15 protein-coding genes and 1 tRNA gene are annotated in these 13,015 nt (G+C 67.2%); 9 read left to right on the plus strand and 7 right to left on the minus strand.

All coding sequences use genetic code 11. The features are described 5' to 3' along the window. Positions 1-1,007, minus strand: a 1,007-nt coding sequence (locus ACIKT0_RS06295; protein WP_407104512.1) for a D-alanyl-D-alanine carboxypeptidase family protein, incomplete at its 3' end; no start/stop codon positions are given. A gap of 355 nt (positions 1,008-1,362) precedes the next feature. Here ACIKT0_RS06295 and ACIKT0_RS06300 point away from each other — a divergent pair. The 5 genes from ACIKT0_RS06300 (at position 1,363) to ACIKT0_RS06320 (ending at position 5,890) form a co-directional block, all read left to right on the plus strand. Further along, positions 1,363-1,695 carry a phasin family protein gene (locus ACIKT0_RS06300; RefSeq protein WP_407104513.1) on the plus strand — a complete coding sequence of 111 codons (333 nt, stop codon included), beginning with the start codon at positions 1,363-1,365 and terminating at the stop codon, positions 1,693-1,695. Between the two features lie 224 nt (positions 1,696-1,919). Next, positions 1,920-2,336: an ATP-dependent Clp protease adapter ClpS gene (gene clpS, locus ACIKT0_RS06305; protein ID WP_246397926.1), complete on the plus strand. Its 417-nt coding sequence runs from the start codon at positions 1,920-1,922 to the stop codon at positions 2,334-2,336. A 10-nt stretch (positions 2,337-2,346) separates the two neighbouring features. After that, on the plus strand, positions 2,347-4,758 hold the full coding sequence (clpA, locus tag ACIKT0_RS06310) for an ATP-dependent Clp protease ATP-binding subunit ClpA (RefSeq protein WP_407104514.1): 2,412 nt from the start codon (positions 2,347-2,349) through the stop codon (positions 4,756-4,758). A gap of 44 nt (positions 4,759-4,802) precedes the next feature. Beyond that, positions 4,803-5,552, plus strand: coding sequence for an AzlC family ABC transporter permease (locus tag ACIKT0_RS06315; protein WP_407104515.1), 750 nt, complete (start codon positions 4,803-4,805; stop codon positions 5,550-5,552). Further along, positions 5,549-5,890, plus strand: a complete 342-nt coding sequence (locus ACIKT0_RS06320; RefSeq protein ID WP_407104516.1) for an AzlD domain-containing protein — start codon at positions 5,549-5,551, stop codon at positions 5,888-5,890. Before ACIKT0_RS06315 ends, ACIKT0_RS06320 begins: the two co-directional genes overlap by 4 nt. 15 nt (positions 5,891-5,905) lie before the next feature. On the opposite strand, the gene ACIKT0_RS06325 is transcribed toward ACIKT0_RS06320, so the two are convergent. Together ACIKT0_RS06325 and ACIKT0_RS06330 are read right to left on the minus strand one after the other, a co-directional pair. Beyond that, on the minus strand, positions 5,906-6,325 hold the full coding sequence (locus tag ACIKT0_RS06325; protein ID WP_407104517.1) for an HIT family protein: 420 nt from the start codon (positions 6,323-6,325) through the stop codon (positions 5,906-5,908). A 60-nt stretch (positions 6,326-6,385) separates the two neighbouring features. Continuing rightward, entirely contained in the window at positions 6,386-7,579 is a 1,194-nt protein-coding gene (locus ACIKT0_RS06330; RefSeq protein WP_407104518.1) for a GNAT family N-acetyltransferase, read from the minus strand. 209 nt (positions 7,580-7,788) lie between these two features. On the opposite strand from ACIKT0_RS06330, the gene ACIKT0_RS06335 reads away from it, so the two are divergent. Together ACIKT0_RS06335 and ACIKT0_RS06340 are read left to right on the plus strand one after the other, a co-directional pair. Continuing rightward, the gene (locus ACIKT0_RS06335) at positions 7,789-8,316 is read left to right on the plus strand and encodes an SRPBCC family protein (RefSeq protein ID WP_407104519.1); all 528 of its coding nucleotides are present in this window, start codon (positions 7,789-7,791) and stop codon (positions 8,314-8,316) included. Between the two features lie 4 nt (positions 8,317-8,320). Further along, the gene (locus tag ACIKT0_RS06340) at positions 8,321-9,286 is read left to right on the plus strand and encodes a YVTN family beta-propeller repeat protein (protein WP_407104525.1); all 966 of its coding nucleotides are present in this window, start codon (positions 8,321-8,323) and stop codon (positions 9,284-9,286) included. Here the strand turns inward: ACIKT0_RS06340 and ACIKT0_RS06345 are convergent. The 4 genes from ACIKT0_RS06345 to ACIKT0_RS06360 all read right to left on the minus strand — a co-directional run bounded on the left by ACIKT0_RS06345 (position 9,252) and on the right by ACIKT0_RS06360 (position 10,416). After that, positions 9,252-9,638: a response regulator gene (locus ACIKT0_RS06345; protein ID WP_407104520.1), complete on the minus strand. Its 387-nt coding sequence runs from the start codon at positions 9,636-9,638 to the stop codon at positions 9,252-9,254. The genes ACIKT0_RS06340 and ACIKT0_RS06345 overlap by 35 nt on opposite strands. A gap of 83 nt (positions 9,639-9,721) precedes the next feature. Further along, positions 9,722-9,988 carry a hypothetical protein gene (locus ACIKT0_RS06350; protein ID WP_407104521.1) on the minus strand — a complete coding sequence of 89 codons (267 nt, stop codon included), beginning with the start codon at positions 9,986-9,988 and terminating at the stop codon, positions 9,722-9,724. Between the two features lie 104 nt (positions 9,989-10,092). Further along, on the minus strand, positions 10,093-10,272 hold the full coding sequence (locus tag ACIKT0_RS06355) for a hypothetical protein (protein WP_407104522.1): 180 nt from the start codon (positions 10,270-10,272) through the stop codon (positions 10,093-10,095). Between the two features lie 66 nt (positions 10,273-10,338). Beyond that, positions 10,339-10,416, minus strand: a tRNA-Pro gene (locus tag ACIKT0_RS06360). Between the two features lie 411 nt (positions 10,417-10,827). Here ACIKT0_RS06360 and ACIKT0_RS06365 point away from each other — a divergent pair. Next, a complete protein-coding gene (locus ACIKT0_RS06365; RefSeq protein ID WP_407104523.1) occupies positions 10,828-11,850 on the plus strand; it encodes a sulfate ABC transporter substrate-binding protein in 1,023 nt (340 codons plus the stop codon). A gap of 108 nt (positions 11,851-11,958) precedes the next feature. Next, positions 11,959-13,015, plus strand: a 1,057-nt coding sequence (locus ACIKT0_RS06370) for a sulfate/molybdate ABC transporter ATP-binding protein (RefSeq protein WP_407104524.1), incomplete at its 3' end; no start/stop codon positions are given.

Consider the following 13,015-nt stretch of genomic DNA (forward strand, 5'->3'; position numbering starts at 1 on the left):
GATCTAACCTGGACGTCAGCCACCTGCTCGCGGACCGGCAGCAAGGGCGCGGGCAGCGGAAGCGGGGTCGGCACGCTCGCCATCACGGCCGGGCGGGTGGTCCTGGAGCCACGGTCGTTCTCGGCGACCAGCGGCGCGGTGCGCGAGCCGGACTGGGCCTTCGGCAGGTTGAGCGCGATCAGTTCGCGCATGTGGGCGTCGCGCGAGGGGCCGGTGCGGCCGCCCATGACGACGGCGACGATGCTGCGGCCCTGGCTCTTCACCGAGGTGAGAAGGTTGAAGCCGGAGGCGTTGGTGTAGCCGGTCTTGATGCCGTCGACGCCCTCGACGCGGCCGAGCAGCTTGTTGTGGTTCGGCATGGTGCGGCCGGCGAAGTTGAACACGCGCGTGCCGAAATAGCCGTAATAGCGAGGGAAGCGGTCCTGAATGGCGCGGCCGAGCGTCACCAGATCGCGAGCCGTCGACACGTGGGTCGGGTTGGGCAGGCCGGAGGCGTTGCGGAACACGGTCTTGCTCATGCCGACGGCGCGCGCCTTGCGCGTCATCCGGTCGGCGAAGCCCGCCTCGGAGCCTTCGAGGTTCTCGGCGAACGCGCAGGCGACGTCGTTCGCGGACTTCGTCACAAGCGCCTTGATGCCGTCCTCGACCCGCAGGGACTGGCCGGCCCGCAGGCCGAGCTTCGAGGGGGCCGCGGCCGCGCAGTTCGCGGACATCGAGATGCGACTGTCGAGACTGATGCGGGAGCGCTCCAGATCCTCGAACACGAGGTAGAGCGTCATCACCTTCGTGACGGAGGCCGGGAACCGCAGATTGTCGGCGTTCTTCTCGTAGAGAACCGCCCCGGTCTTGGCGTCCACGACGAGCGCGGCGTAGTTCGAGGCGCCGGTGAAGGTGGCGGCCGGCGCGATGCGGGTCTTGTGCTGCGACGAGTGGCGCTTCTTCGATCGCGCCTCGGCGCTGTCGACCGTGGCGAAAACCGCGCCTGTCAGCACGCCCGCGGCGGCCACGCAGGTGACAAATCGGCCGCTCCAACTCACAACGCAACTCGGCTTCATCACACGCATTCCCGTATCGCCCGCGCCAGGTGGACGTTGCCGGTCCACCCACTCGACGCCCGCCCAGCGCCGTCGGCGTCTCCCGGACAGCGCAGTCAACGACGCTAAGCAGACGCGGTTACGGAGGGGTTAAGGCGAAATCGCGGGTTGTGCGGTGCAAAACGCGATCTTGACAGTCATGCTGCACTGCATATATTCCGTCCGCTTGAACGCTAAGACGTTCGAAAGCGCTCCGCTGAAGGGTTGAGCCGCTTTCAAGACAGCGGGGCGCGCGAGGCGCAGCCCAACCCTCCAGGAGGAGACAGGCATGACGACCAACACGTTCGAGGACGCTCAGAAGTACGGCCGCGAGAACATGGATCTCGCGCTCAAGAGCTTCGGGGCCGTCAGCAAGGGTCTGCAGGCGATCGCCGTCGAAGTGGCCGATTATTCGAAGAAGGCCTTCGAGGACAGCAGCGCTCTGGTCGAGAAGATCGCCAGCGCCAAGTCGGTGGACAAGGCGTTCGAGGTTCAGTCGCAGTTCGTCAAGTCGAGCTACGAGACGTATCTCGCCCGCGCGACCAAGATCGGCGAGCTTTACGCGGACATCGCCAAGGAAAGCTACAAGCCGATCGAGACGGCCTTCACCAAGGCCAAGTGACGCGCTGACGTCATCGGCGCCGGTCCCGCGACCGGCGCACCCCAGCCCGGCTTCTCGCCGGGCTTTTTTTTGCCTGCGCGTCTACCTACTTGATCGTCGGCGGGACGTTCCGACAGTCTGGCGTGCGTGATGCTCCAGAGCTAGGATCAGCTCGGATGATTGTGATGCGGCGCCGCGCGGTCCCTCGTACGCGCCGCGACGACTGACGAGGCGGCGGCTGACTCATGAGGGAGACGAGGACGAGCAATTCGAAGCGTGGACTGCGTCGGACGGATGTGCGGCGCAGCGGCGCGGCCCTTCGAGCCGCGAAACTCACCGGCGGGCTGCGCCGGGTGGAGGATGCGGGTCCTGGCACGGGCGTCGTCACGAAGACGCGCCCGAAGGTCAAGCGGCCGAGCCTTTACCGGGTGCTGATACTGAACGACGACTACACTCCGATGGAGTTTGTCGTGCATGTGCTGGAACAGTTTTTTGCAAAGGACCGTGAAGCTGCGACGCGGATCATGCTCCACGTCCATAATCACGGCGCGGGGGAGTGCGGCGTCTACACCTACGAGGTGGCCGAAACCAAAGTGACGCAAGTCATGGATTTCGCACGGAAGCATCAGCATCCATTGCAGTGCGTCATGGAAAAGAAGTGAGGTAAAGCAATTGCCGTCATTCTCGCGCAGCCTCGAGCAGTCTCTCCACCGCGCTCTCGCTTTCGCCAATGAGCGTCACCATGAGTACGCGACTCTCGAGCACCTGCTGCTGTCCCTGGTTGACGATCAGGACGCCGCGGCGGTCATGCGGGCCTGCAATGTCGACCTGGAGATCCTGCGCCGGAACCTGATCGAGTACGTCGACGCCGAACTCGACAATCTGGTCGGGGACACGTCCGAGGACTCCAAGCCGACGGCAGGCTTCCAACGCGTCATCCAGCGCGCCGTCATCCATGTCACGTCTTCCGGCCGCGAGGAGGTCACGGGGGCCAACGTGCTCGTGGCGATCTTCGCCGAGCGCGAGAGCCACGCCGCGTTCTTCCTGCAGGAGCAGGACATGACGCGCTACGACGCCGTGAACTACATCAGCCACGGGATCGCAAAGCGTCCGGGCCTGTCAGAGGCGCGGCCGGCGCGCGGGGCCGACGACGAGGCCGGGGCGAGCGCCGAGGAGACGCCGGGCGGCGGCAAGAAGAAGGCCGACGCGCTGGACGCCTATTGCGTCAACCTCAACAAGAAGGCGCGCGAGGGCCGGATCGACCCGCTGATCGGCCGTGACGCCGAGATCACCCGGACCATCCAGATCCTGTGCCGCCGCACCAAGAACAACCCGCTCTTCGTGGGCGACCCGGGCGTCGGCAAGACGGCGATCGCCGAGGGCCTGGCGCTGCGCATCGTTCGGGACGAGGTGCCTGAGGTCCTGCAGGACGCCACCGTGTTCTCGCTGGACATGGGAGCGCTGCTGGCCGGCACGCGCTATCGCGGCGACTTCGAGGAGCGGCTGAAGCAGGTCGTGAAGGAGCTCGAGGCGACCCCCGGCGCGATCCTGTTCATCGACGAGATCCACACCGTCATCGGCGCTGGCGCGACGTCCGGCGGGGCGATGGACGCCTCCAACCTGCTGAAGCCGGCGCTCGCTTCCGGAACGCTGCGCTGCGTCGGGTCGACGACCTACAAGGAGTATCGCCAGCACTTCGAGAAGGACCGGGCGCTCGTCCGGCGCTTCCAGAAGATCGACGTCGCCGAGCCCTCGGTCGAGGACGCGGTCGAGATCCTCAAGGGCCTCAAGCCCTACTACGAGAGCTATCACCAGGTCCGCTACACGAACGAGGCGATCAAGGCCGCGGTCGAGCTCGCGCACCGCTACATCAACGACCGCAAGCTGCCCGACAAGGCGATCGACGTCATCGACGAGACGGGCGCCTCCCAGATGGTCCTGCCCGAGAACAAGCGGCGCAAGACGATCGGCGTGAAGGAGATCGAGGCGACGATCGCCACGATGGCCCGCATCCCGCCGAAGTCGGTCTCCAAGGACGACGCCGAGGTGCTGCGGTCGCTGACCGAGAGCCTGAAGCGCGTGGTCTACGGCCAGGAGGCTGCGATCGAGGCGCTCTCCTCGACGATCAAGCTCGCGCGCGCCGGCCTCCGCGACCCGGAGAAGCCGATCGGCTGCTACCTGTTCTCGGGGCCCACCGGCGTCGGCAAGACCGAAGTCGCCCGCCAGCTGTCGTCGCTTCTCGGCGTCAAGCTGCTGCGGTTCGACATGTCGGAATACATGGAGCGCCACACGGTCAGTCGTCTGATCGGCGCGCCTCCCGGCTATGTCGGCTTCGATCAGGGCGGGCTGCTGACGGACGGCATCGACCAGAACCCGCATTGCGTGCTGCTGCTCGACGAGATCGAGAAGGCTCACCCCGACCTGTTCAACATCCTGCTGCAGGTGATGGATCACGGGAAGCTCACCGATCACAACGGCAAGCAGGTCGATTTCCGCAACGTCATCCTGATCATGACGACCAATGCGGGAGCGTCCGACCTCGCCAAGGAGCCGATCGGCTTCAACCGCTCCAAGCGGTCCGGCGAGGATTCCGATGCCATCAACCGCCTGTTCGCGCCGGAATTCCGCAACCGGCTCGATGCGATCATCGCCTTCGGCAATCTGCCGATCGAGGTGGTGCGGCAGATCGTCGAGAAGTTCGTCCTGCAGCTCGAGGCGCAGCTCGCCGACCGCAACATCACCATCGAGCTCTCGGACGAGGCTCGAGACTGGCTGGCCGAGCGCGGCTACGACCCGCAGATGGGCGCCCGGCCGCTGGCGCGTCTCATCCAGGAGGCGATCAAGACGCCGCTCGCCGACGAGGTCCTGTTTGGCCGTCTCAAGGGCGGCGGCGCGGTCCGCGTGCTGGTCGAGACCAAGGAGGACGGCAAGACCGGACTCGGTTTCGCCTTCCCCGAGGGCCCCGTCACGCCCAAGCCCGAGAAGATCGGCGACACGGACGGCGAGAGGCCGGCGCGTCGTCGCTCGGAGGGCTCGCGGAAAGGCGGCTCCAAGGCGCCGCCGCTCGTGCGCAGTGAGGGCTGAGCGGGCGCGAAGCCCGGCGCCTCGCGCGCCGGGTTGATCGCTCGATGGATTCGACTCCGCCTCAGGAGGCGCCGACCCCGGTCGGCGCCTCGCGTCCGTTCTGGCAGGGCGCGCGCGCGGCCCTGAGCACGCCCGGCCTCGTGCTGTTCGGAAGCTTCACCGGCTTCGGCGCGATGACGCACGATTTCGGCTGGCCGATCTGGATCGCGGCGCTGTCCACCGTTCTGATCTGGGCGGCCCCGGCTCAGCTGGTGCTCGCCGGCGCGCTCGCGAGCGGGGCGGGAATCGCGGCGTCGTCGCTCGCCGTGACGATCTCCGCGGTGCGGCTGCTGCCGATGGTGGTCTCGATCCTTCCCGTCCTGCGCTCCGACCGCACCTCGCTCGGCGCGCGTCTGCTCGCCGCGCATTACGTCGCGGTGACGGCCTGGTTCGAGGGGCTGCGGCGCACGCCGGCGCTCGATCGCGAGAGCCGCATGCCGTTTTTCCTCGGTCTCGCGAACGGGCTGGTGTTGGGCAGCACCATCGCGACCGCGGCCGGCCACGCGGCGGCCGGCCTGCTTCCGGCTGCGCTGTCCATCGGTCTGCTCGGCCTGACGCCGATCTACTTCCTGCTCTCCCTCGAGCGGGGCGCGTCGGGCTTGGGCGAGCGGCTCGCGATTGGCCTGGGGCTCGTTCTCGCGCCGCTGATCGCGACTATGACGCCCCGCTTCGATCTGCTCTGGACGGGGATCATCGGGGGCACCATCGCGTTCCTGATCGACAAGGCGGCGCGCCGGCGGCGGTCAGCCCTATGACGACCCCCGACGTCGGCTTCCTGCTGCTCGCCGTGGTCGCGGCCTTCTTCGCTAACGAGCTCTGGCGGGTCCTCGGCGCCGTGCTGTCCGCGAGGCTGGACGAGGACGGGGCCGTGTTCGCGTGGGTGCGGATGGTCGCCACGGCGCTGGTCGCGGGGCTGGTGGCCAAACTCGTGCTGTCGCCGAGCGGCGGCTTCGCCCTGGCGCCGCTGTGGCTGCGGCTCGGCTCGGCGGCCGCGGGAATCGCGGCCTATGCGGTCGGCCGCCGTTCCCTCGCGCTCGGCGTGGCGACCGCCGAGGTCGCTCTCATCCTCGGGATGGTAGCGCTCGGCGCCTAGCGAGGCCGCCTGGACCTACAGGGCCGCCCGGATCTTCTCCGCGTGCGCGGCGAGCACGTCCTGCTTCTCCATCTGTCCCGTGTGAGGCCTCAGCGGCACGTCGGTCCAGCGCGGCAGGATATGGATGTGGGTGTGGAAGATCACCTGACCGCCCGCGGTCTCGTTGAACTGCTGGATCGTGACGCCCTCGGCGCCCATGCCAGCCTTCACAGCGCGCGCGACCTTCTGCACCGAGGCAAACAGCGGGCCGAGATCCGAGGCTTCCGCCTCCAGCAGCGTCCGCGACGCCGCTTTCGGGATCACCAGCACGTGGCCGTCCGCGCGCGGCATGACGTCCATGAAAGCCAGGGTGGCCTCGTCCTCGTAAACCTTGTGGGCCGGCAGATCGCCGCGCAGGATCTTGGCGAAAATGTTCTCGGGGTCGTACTCAGCCATCGGCGGCGCGGCTCCGTCCGGAAGAAAGGGCGGCCAAAGGATCGCGCCGGCGCGTTCCGGTCAAGCGCCCTCTTCAGAGGCGGCGGGAGTTCGCCGGTAGGGGGTCGCGGTCTCGAGCGCGTCGTGCGCTTCGGCGACGTAGCGGCGTTCCCGCGCGAGATAGTCCTTCACCGCCCGCGCCAGCCCGGGGTCGGCGAAGGCGTGCGCGGAGTAGGTCGTCACCGGCCGATAGCCGCGCGCCAGCTTGTGTTCGCCCTGGGCGCCGGCCTCGACGCGCGGCAGCTTGAGCGCGATCGCGGCGTCGATCGCCTGGTGGTAGCAGACCTCGAAATGCAGGAACGGATGTTCCTCGATCGCGCCCCAGTAGCGCCCATAGAGCGCGTCGCCCCCTATGAAGTTCAGCGCGCCCGCGATCGGCTTTCCCGCCCGCTCCGCGAGCACCAGGAGAATCCGCTCCGACATCGTCTCGCCGATCAGGCTGAAGAATCCACGGTTCAGGTAAGGCCGGCCCCACTTGCGGGACGCCGTGTCCAGATAGAACGCGAAGAAGGCGTCCCAGTGCTCTTCGCGCAGATCCGATCCGGTCAGATGGCGGATTACGATCCCGTCCGCCGAGGCCTCGCGGCGCTCCCGCTTCAGCTGCTTTCGCTTGCGTGACGCCAGCGCCGACAGGAAGTCGTCGTACGAGCCGTAGCCCTCATTGCGCCAGTGAAACTGCTGGTCGGTCCTAGCCAGGAAGCCTTGGTCGACGAGCAGCGCCTGCTCAGCCTCGCTGATGAACGTCACATGCGCGGAGGAGGCGCCTATCTGGCGCGTCAGCGCCCGCAGCGCCGCCGCAAGTCCGGACTGGACCGCCTCCCGGTCCTGCCCGGGGGCCGCCAGAAGACGCGGGCCGGTGGCGGGCGTGAAAGGCGCCGACACCTGCAGCTTGGGATAGTAGCGTCCGCCCGCTCGCTCATAGGCGTCGGCGAAGGCGTGGTCGAAGACGTACTCGCCCTGGCTGTGGCTCTTCAGATAGCAGGGCGCGAAGCCGACCGTCGCGCCCTCCGGATCCTCCAGCGCGAGATGGGCCGGGGTCCAGCCCGTGCCGGGGCCGACCGCTCCGGAATCCTCGAGCGCCTTCAGAAACCTGTGGTCCACGAAGGGATTGTACCCCGCGTCCTCTCCGGCCTGCGCGGCGGCCTGCCAGGCCGCGACGTCGAGGTCGGCGATGCGCCCGACAAGGCGCGCGCGGAAGGATGGTCGCTCTGACATTTCTGGAGCTTGCACGTGTGGGTAGCCGCTTGAAGCTAGGTTGCGGGCGAGCCGTGTCCAAGGGCCGGGGGTGCGGCGAACCGTCGGTCCGGTAGGGCTTTATCCGCGGCGCGCGCTTTGGTTCTATGCGGCGCGGCCGTACGGCCCAAGAAAGGTCGCTCGCGACGGATCACCCTGCCGCGGGCGCCGAAGGTGGAAGGAAGCGACGCATGAAGATTCAACTTCTCGCCGCCGCTGCGGTCCTGCTCGGGCTCGCGAGCGCCGTCCAGGCGCACGGCCCGACCCGGCAGAAAACCCAGCAGGAGGTCGAGATCAACGCCCCCGCCGACAAGGTGTGGAAGGCGATCGGAAATTTCCAGGACGCCAGCTGGATCCCGGTGGTCGAGAAGACCGAAGGGCAGGGCGGCAATGAGAAGGGCGCGACCCGCAAGCTGACCCTGAAGGGCGGCGGCACGGTCGAAGAGGTGCTGGACACCTACGATGAGGGCAAGACCTTCCACTACCGCATCACCAATGTGGACGTGAAGGTTCTGCCGGTCACCAATTACTCCTCCAAGGTGACCCTGACCCCGGACGGCGACAAGACCAAGGTCGTCTGGTGGGGCGCCTTCTATCGCGGCTACCCGAACAACGATCCCCCGGCGGATCTGAACGACGAAGCGGCGGTCAAGGCGGTGAACGGGCTCTACCGGACCACGCTCGACGCCCTCAAGGAGAAGCTCGAGAAGGGGAGCTGATCCGATCCCCCGCACGCTCGCAGCCTTTCTGGCGCTGCTCCTCGTCGGCGCGGGGTCCCTCCGCGCCGACGAGGCGTTCGTCACCAATCAGGCCGAGGACGATCTGAGCGTCCTCGACCTCGACACCGGCAAGGCGGTCGCCACGATACCGATCGGCGGCAAGCCGGCGGGCGTCGCAGTCTCGGCCGATGGCACGCGCGTCTACGTCACAAGCCCTGACGGACGCGCCCTTTCGATCATCGACGCGCCGGCCCGCAAGCTCCTGCACCGCATTCCGCTTGAGGGCGGCCCGCTCGGCGTGGCCGTGCATCCGTCGGGGTCGCCGATCTACGTCGCGGATTGGTATGCGTCCCGGATTCTGGTGGTCGACCCCGAAAAGCGGGAAGTGACCGGCAGCATCGAGGTCGGCAAGTCGCCGTCCGGTCTGGCGGTCACGCCGGACGGCAAACTGCTCCTGTCGGCGGACAGGGAATCCCATCAGGTCACGATCGTCGATACGGCCGGCCAGAAGGTGCTTGAGACCGTTCCGGTCGGCCAGCGCCCGTTCGGCGTGACGATCGACGCCAAGGGCGAGCGCGCCTACACGGCCAATGTCACCTCGAACGACGTGTCGGTCATAGACATCGCCGCCCGGAAGGTCGTCGGCACGGTCAAGGTCGGCGAGCGGCCCTACGTGGTCGCGCTGGCGAACGGGCGCGCCTTCGTGACCGACCAGTACGCGGCGCAGGTGTCGGTGTTCGACACGACGTCGCTCCAGCCCCTGGGGGTGGTTCCGGTTGGCGAATATCCCGAGGGCGCGCAGGCCTCGGCCGACGGACGCCGCGTCTATATCGTGAACTGGGCCTCGAACACGGTCACGGTGATCGATTCCGAGACGCTGAAGGTGATCGGCGAGATGAAGACGGGGGACGGTCCACGCGCGTTCGGCCTCTTCATCAGGCAGACGGAGGCGGGCTCTCCGACTCCATAAGGGTGCGGACCTGGGCCGCCAGTCGCATTGGATCGAACGGTTTCGGGATCACCGCGAGCGCGCCCAGGCACTTGAACCGAAGGACTTCGCTCGCCTGGGTGCGCGCCGTAATGAAGATGACCGGCGTGCGCCGGGTCACCTCATGGCCGCGCAGTTGCGCGAGAGTCGCCACGCCGTCCATTTCCGGCATCATGACGTCGAGAAGGACCAGGTCAGGCGCGAAGCTCTCCGCAAGGGCGATGGCTTCCGCGCCTGTGGCGGCGGTCCGGACCCGCATGGCGGGATCAAGCTCGAGCGCGAGCTGGGCGATCTCTCGAATGTCCGACTCGTCGTCGACGTACAGAACGCGCACCAGCGGCCTTCGATTGTGACGTTTATGGCGCGGCAGGACCAGAAGTAGCGTCTAACGGCGACTCCGCCACATTATTGTCTTAATTATCCGAACGCGCCCATGGCGCTCCAGATGATCGCGCCGGACATCAATGCAAGTCCGACGACGTCTCCGCGAAGAAGCTGGCGCTCAATTGCGTTATGCGGAGCTGTATTCAGCAGTGCATCGTCGACAATATCTATGTCGTCCGATCCAAGATCACTCTGGTCTTCGGTGAAATCCTGCGGCGCCCTGAAATCAACCGGCAGGTTCGCCGCGGCAATGGCGGCGTTATCTGCAGGGCTCGCTCTGTTTTCGAGAACATAGAACATTGGAACGTCTCGGGCGTGTGTCGCTCAATTAAGCGTTCAACGCACCGATCGCCACCGGGTTCCGCTGAGAACCCGATCCTTCACGCTTTCTTTACGTCTGAGAATCAGCCGCGGGGAAGGTCGCCGTCGTCGATCAGGTGCTCGAGCGCGCCGATCGCGACCTCGAGATCCGCAATCTTGCGAAGCGCGCCATCCGACGGCAGCGTGCGCGCGCTGGCGGCGGCCGTGAGGAGCTCGATCTGGGCCGCCTTCATGCGCTCAAGCAGAGTTTTGAAATCGTCCATGGGCGGCGGAATCCCCTCGACGGGGGAGACTCGCCGATCGGCTGTCCCCCGCCAGTAAATGAAGTTTGGTCGGAGCGGCGGGATTTGAACCCACGACCCCTAGTCCCCCAGACTAGTGCGCTAACCGGGCTGCGCCACGCTCCGACACCCCATGAGGGGCGGCGCTTGCCCTACCGCCATTCGGCCCGCCGCGCAAGCCGCGCAGCGGCGCGTTGAGGCGCTCTCCCGTGCCGGATTGCTGAACGGAATATGAATGGCGCGTCCGGGCGCCGTTCAGCCGCTCCCAGGCAGGCTGCTCGGGCTTTCGAGAACTCCCCCGCCTTGAACAGGCGTCAGTGCGGATACCGCCCCTCTTCGCGCTGAAATCTCTCGGAGGATGCGCCCGGCCGTCAGGGGAGCGGCCGGGCCATTTTTTTCAGCGATAAACCTATCTGTGTGTGCAGCCGAGGCGCGTCCTCGCCCGGCCCATAAAACCAGTAAGTTTATAGAATGACATTGACAGGTGGTCCGGGCCGTGGCGTGCTTCGCCTGAGGATCGGCCGTGGAGACCTGTTCATGAACTTCCGTATTGCAGTAGGCGTCGCCGCTGCCCTGGCGTTCGCCACGCCGCTGGCGGCGGGCTCTCAGGCGAACGCGCAGGCCCGCATCACCAACGTGTCCTATGATCCGACGCGCGAGCTCTACCGGGAGTTCGGCGCGGCCTTCGAGAAGAAGTGGAAGGCCGACACGGGCGAGGACATCAGGGTTCAGGCCTCGCATGGCGGCTCGGGCAAGCAGGCGCGGGCGGTGATCGACGGGCTCAACGCGGACGTCGTGACCCTGGCGCTCGCCGCGGACATCGACGCGATCGCGTCGGCCACCGGCAAGATCCCGGCGGACTGGCAGGCGCGCCTGCCGCGGAACTCTTCGCCCTACACCTCCACGATCGTGTTCCTTGTCCGCAAGGGGAACCCGAAGGGCGTGAAGGACTGGGACGATCTGGTGAAGCCGGACATCCAGGTCATCACGCCGAACCCCAAGACCTCTGGCGGCGCCCGGTGGAACTACCTCGCGGCGTGGGCGTACGCGGCGGAGAAGAATGGCGGCGATCAGGACAAGGCGCGGGCCTTCGTCGCGGCTCTGTTCAAGAACGTGCCGGTGCTCGACTCGGGCGCCCGCGGCTCGACCACGACCTTCGCCCAACGCGGCCTTGGCGACGTGCTGCTCGCCTGGGAGAACGAGGCCTTCCTGTCCTTCAAGGAGTTCGGCGAGGACAAGTTCGAGATCGTCTATCCGTCGCTCTCGATCCTCGCCGAGCCGCCGGTCGCTCTCGTTGAGGGCAATGTCGACAAGAACGGCACCCGGAAGGCGGCGGAGGCCTATCTCAAGCTCCTCTACGAGAAGGAGGGGCAGACCATCGCGGCCCGCAACTTCTATCGCCCGAGCTTCCCCGAGCTCGCTGATCCCCAGGACGTCGCGCGCTTCAAGCAGCTGAAGCTTGTCACGATCGATGGCGAGTTCGGCGGCTGGAAGAAGGCCCAGGCCGAGCATTTCGGCGACGGCGGCACGTTCGACCAGATCTACAAGCCGGGCGGCTGATCTCCCCGCCGCCCGGCGACGAACGCGCGGTCCTCGGGCCGCGCCTTCGTGCTTATCCCCCGATGCGCCATCCGCTAAGACGTGCAGGCTAGGACCGCCGAGGACGCCATGGATCTGAAGATCAGGAACATCCGCAAGGACTACGGGAAGTTCCCGGCGCTCAATGGGGTCACGCTGGACATCCGCTCGGGCGAACTGATCGCGCTGCTCGGCCCCTCCGGCTCGGGCAAGACCACGTTGCTCCGGGCCATCGCGGGGCTGGAGTTTCCGGATGGCGGACAGATCCTGTTCGGCGACAAGGACGCGTCCCGCAAGACCGTCCAGGAGCGCAATGTCGGCTTCGTCTTCCAGAGCTATGCGCTGTTCCGGCACATGAAGGTGTTCGACAACATCGCCTTCGGCCTGAGGGTGCGGGAGCGGTCTCGCCGGCCTTCCGAGACGGAGATCCGCCGGCGCGTTCTGGAGCTGCTCGACCTGGTCCAGCTTACAGGTCTCGAGGGACGTTATCCGGCCCAGCTGTCGGGCGGGCAGCGGCAGCGCGTGGCGTTGGCCCGGGCGCTCGCGATCGAGCCGCAGGTGCTGCTGCTCGACGAGCCGTTCGGCGCGCTCGACGCGCAGGTCCGCAAGGAGCTCCGGCGCTGGCTCCGCAAGATCCATGACGAGACCGGCCACACCACCGTGTTCGTCACCCATGATCAGGACGAGGCGATGGAGCTCGCCGACCGGGTGGCGGTGCTCCACAAGGGCGACCTTCAGCAGGTCGGCACGCCCGACGAGGTCTATGACCAGCCGGCGACCCCCTTCGTCTACGGCTTCATCGGCGAATCGACCGCCTTGCCGGTGGTCGTGCGCGCAGGACGTGTCGAATTCGACGGCCAGGCGCTTTCGGTTCCCGCGAGCGAGGTCTCCGATGGTCCGGCGCGTCTGCTGGTGCGGCCGCAGGACGTCGAGCTTGTCGATGCGTCCGCCGGCCTCGTCGTGGGCGACGTGGTGGCGATGAGGCGATCGGGGTCGAACCGGCGCATCGACGTCTGCGTGGGCGCGGACCGATCCCGGATCGAGGCCCTGGTGTCTCCCCAGGACGAGATCGCGGTCGGCGACCGCGTCGGGCTGGCTTTCCGCCGCCACGCCCTTTTCCCGGACGAGGCCGCCGCGGCGCCCGCCG

The sequence above is a fragment of the Hansschlegelia beijingensis genome (assembly GCF_045505405.1).
Taxonomy (GTDB): domain Bacteria; phylum Pseudomonadota; class Alphaproteobacteria; order Rhizobiales; family Methylopilaceae; genus Methylopila; species Methylopila beijingensis_A.

What these genes read in the sequence shown, in the direction of transcription:
- ACIKT0_RS06335 (WP_407104519.1), top strand. Translation starts at nt 7,789, where the DNA reads ATGAAGATTCAACTTCTCGCCGCCGCTGCGGTCCTGCTCGGGCTCGCG.
- ACIKT0_RS06325 (WP_407104517.1), bottom strand. Translation starts at nt 6,325, where the DNA reads ATGGCTGAGTACGACCCCGAGAACATTTTCGCCAAGATCCTGCGCGGC.
- ACIKT0_RS06365 (WP_407104523.1), top strand. Translation starts at nt 10,828, where the DNA reads ATGAACTTCCGTATTGCAGTAGGCGTCGCCGCTGCCCTGGCGTTCGCC.
- ACIKT0_RS06330 (WP_407104518.1), bottom strand. Translation starts at nt 7,579, where the DNA reads ATGTCAGAGCGACCATCCTTCCGCGCGCGCCTTGTCGGGCGCATCGCC.
- ACIKT0_RS06300 (WP_407104513.1), top strand. Translation starts at nt 1,363, where the DNA reads ATGACGACCAACACGTTCGAGGACGCTCAGAAGTACGGCCGCGAGAAC.
- ACIKT0_RS06315 (WP_407104515.1), top strand. Translation starts at nt 4,803, where the DNA reads ATGGATTCGACTCCGCCTCAGGAGGCGCCGACCCCGGTCGGCGCCTCG.
- ACIKT0_RS06320 (WP_407104516.1), top strand. Translation starts at nt 5,549, where the DNA reads ATGACGACCCCCGACGTCGGCTTCCTGCTGCTCGCCGTGGTCGCGGCC.
- ACIKT0_RS06350 (WP_407104521.1), bottom strand. Translation starts at nt 9,988, where the DNA reads ATGTTCTATGTTCTCGAAAACAGAGCGAGCCCTGCAGATAACGCCGCC.
- ACIKT0_RS06355 (WP_407104522.1), bottom strand. Translation starts at nt 10,272, where the DNA reads ATGGACGATTTCAAAACTCTGCTTGAGCGCATGAAGGCGGCCCAGATC.
- clpS (WP_246397926.1), top strand. Translation starts at nt 1,920, where the DNA reads ATGAGGGAGACGAGGACGAGCAATTCGAAGCGTGGACTGCGTCGGACG.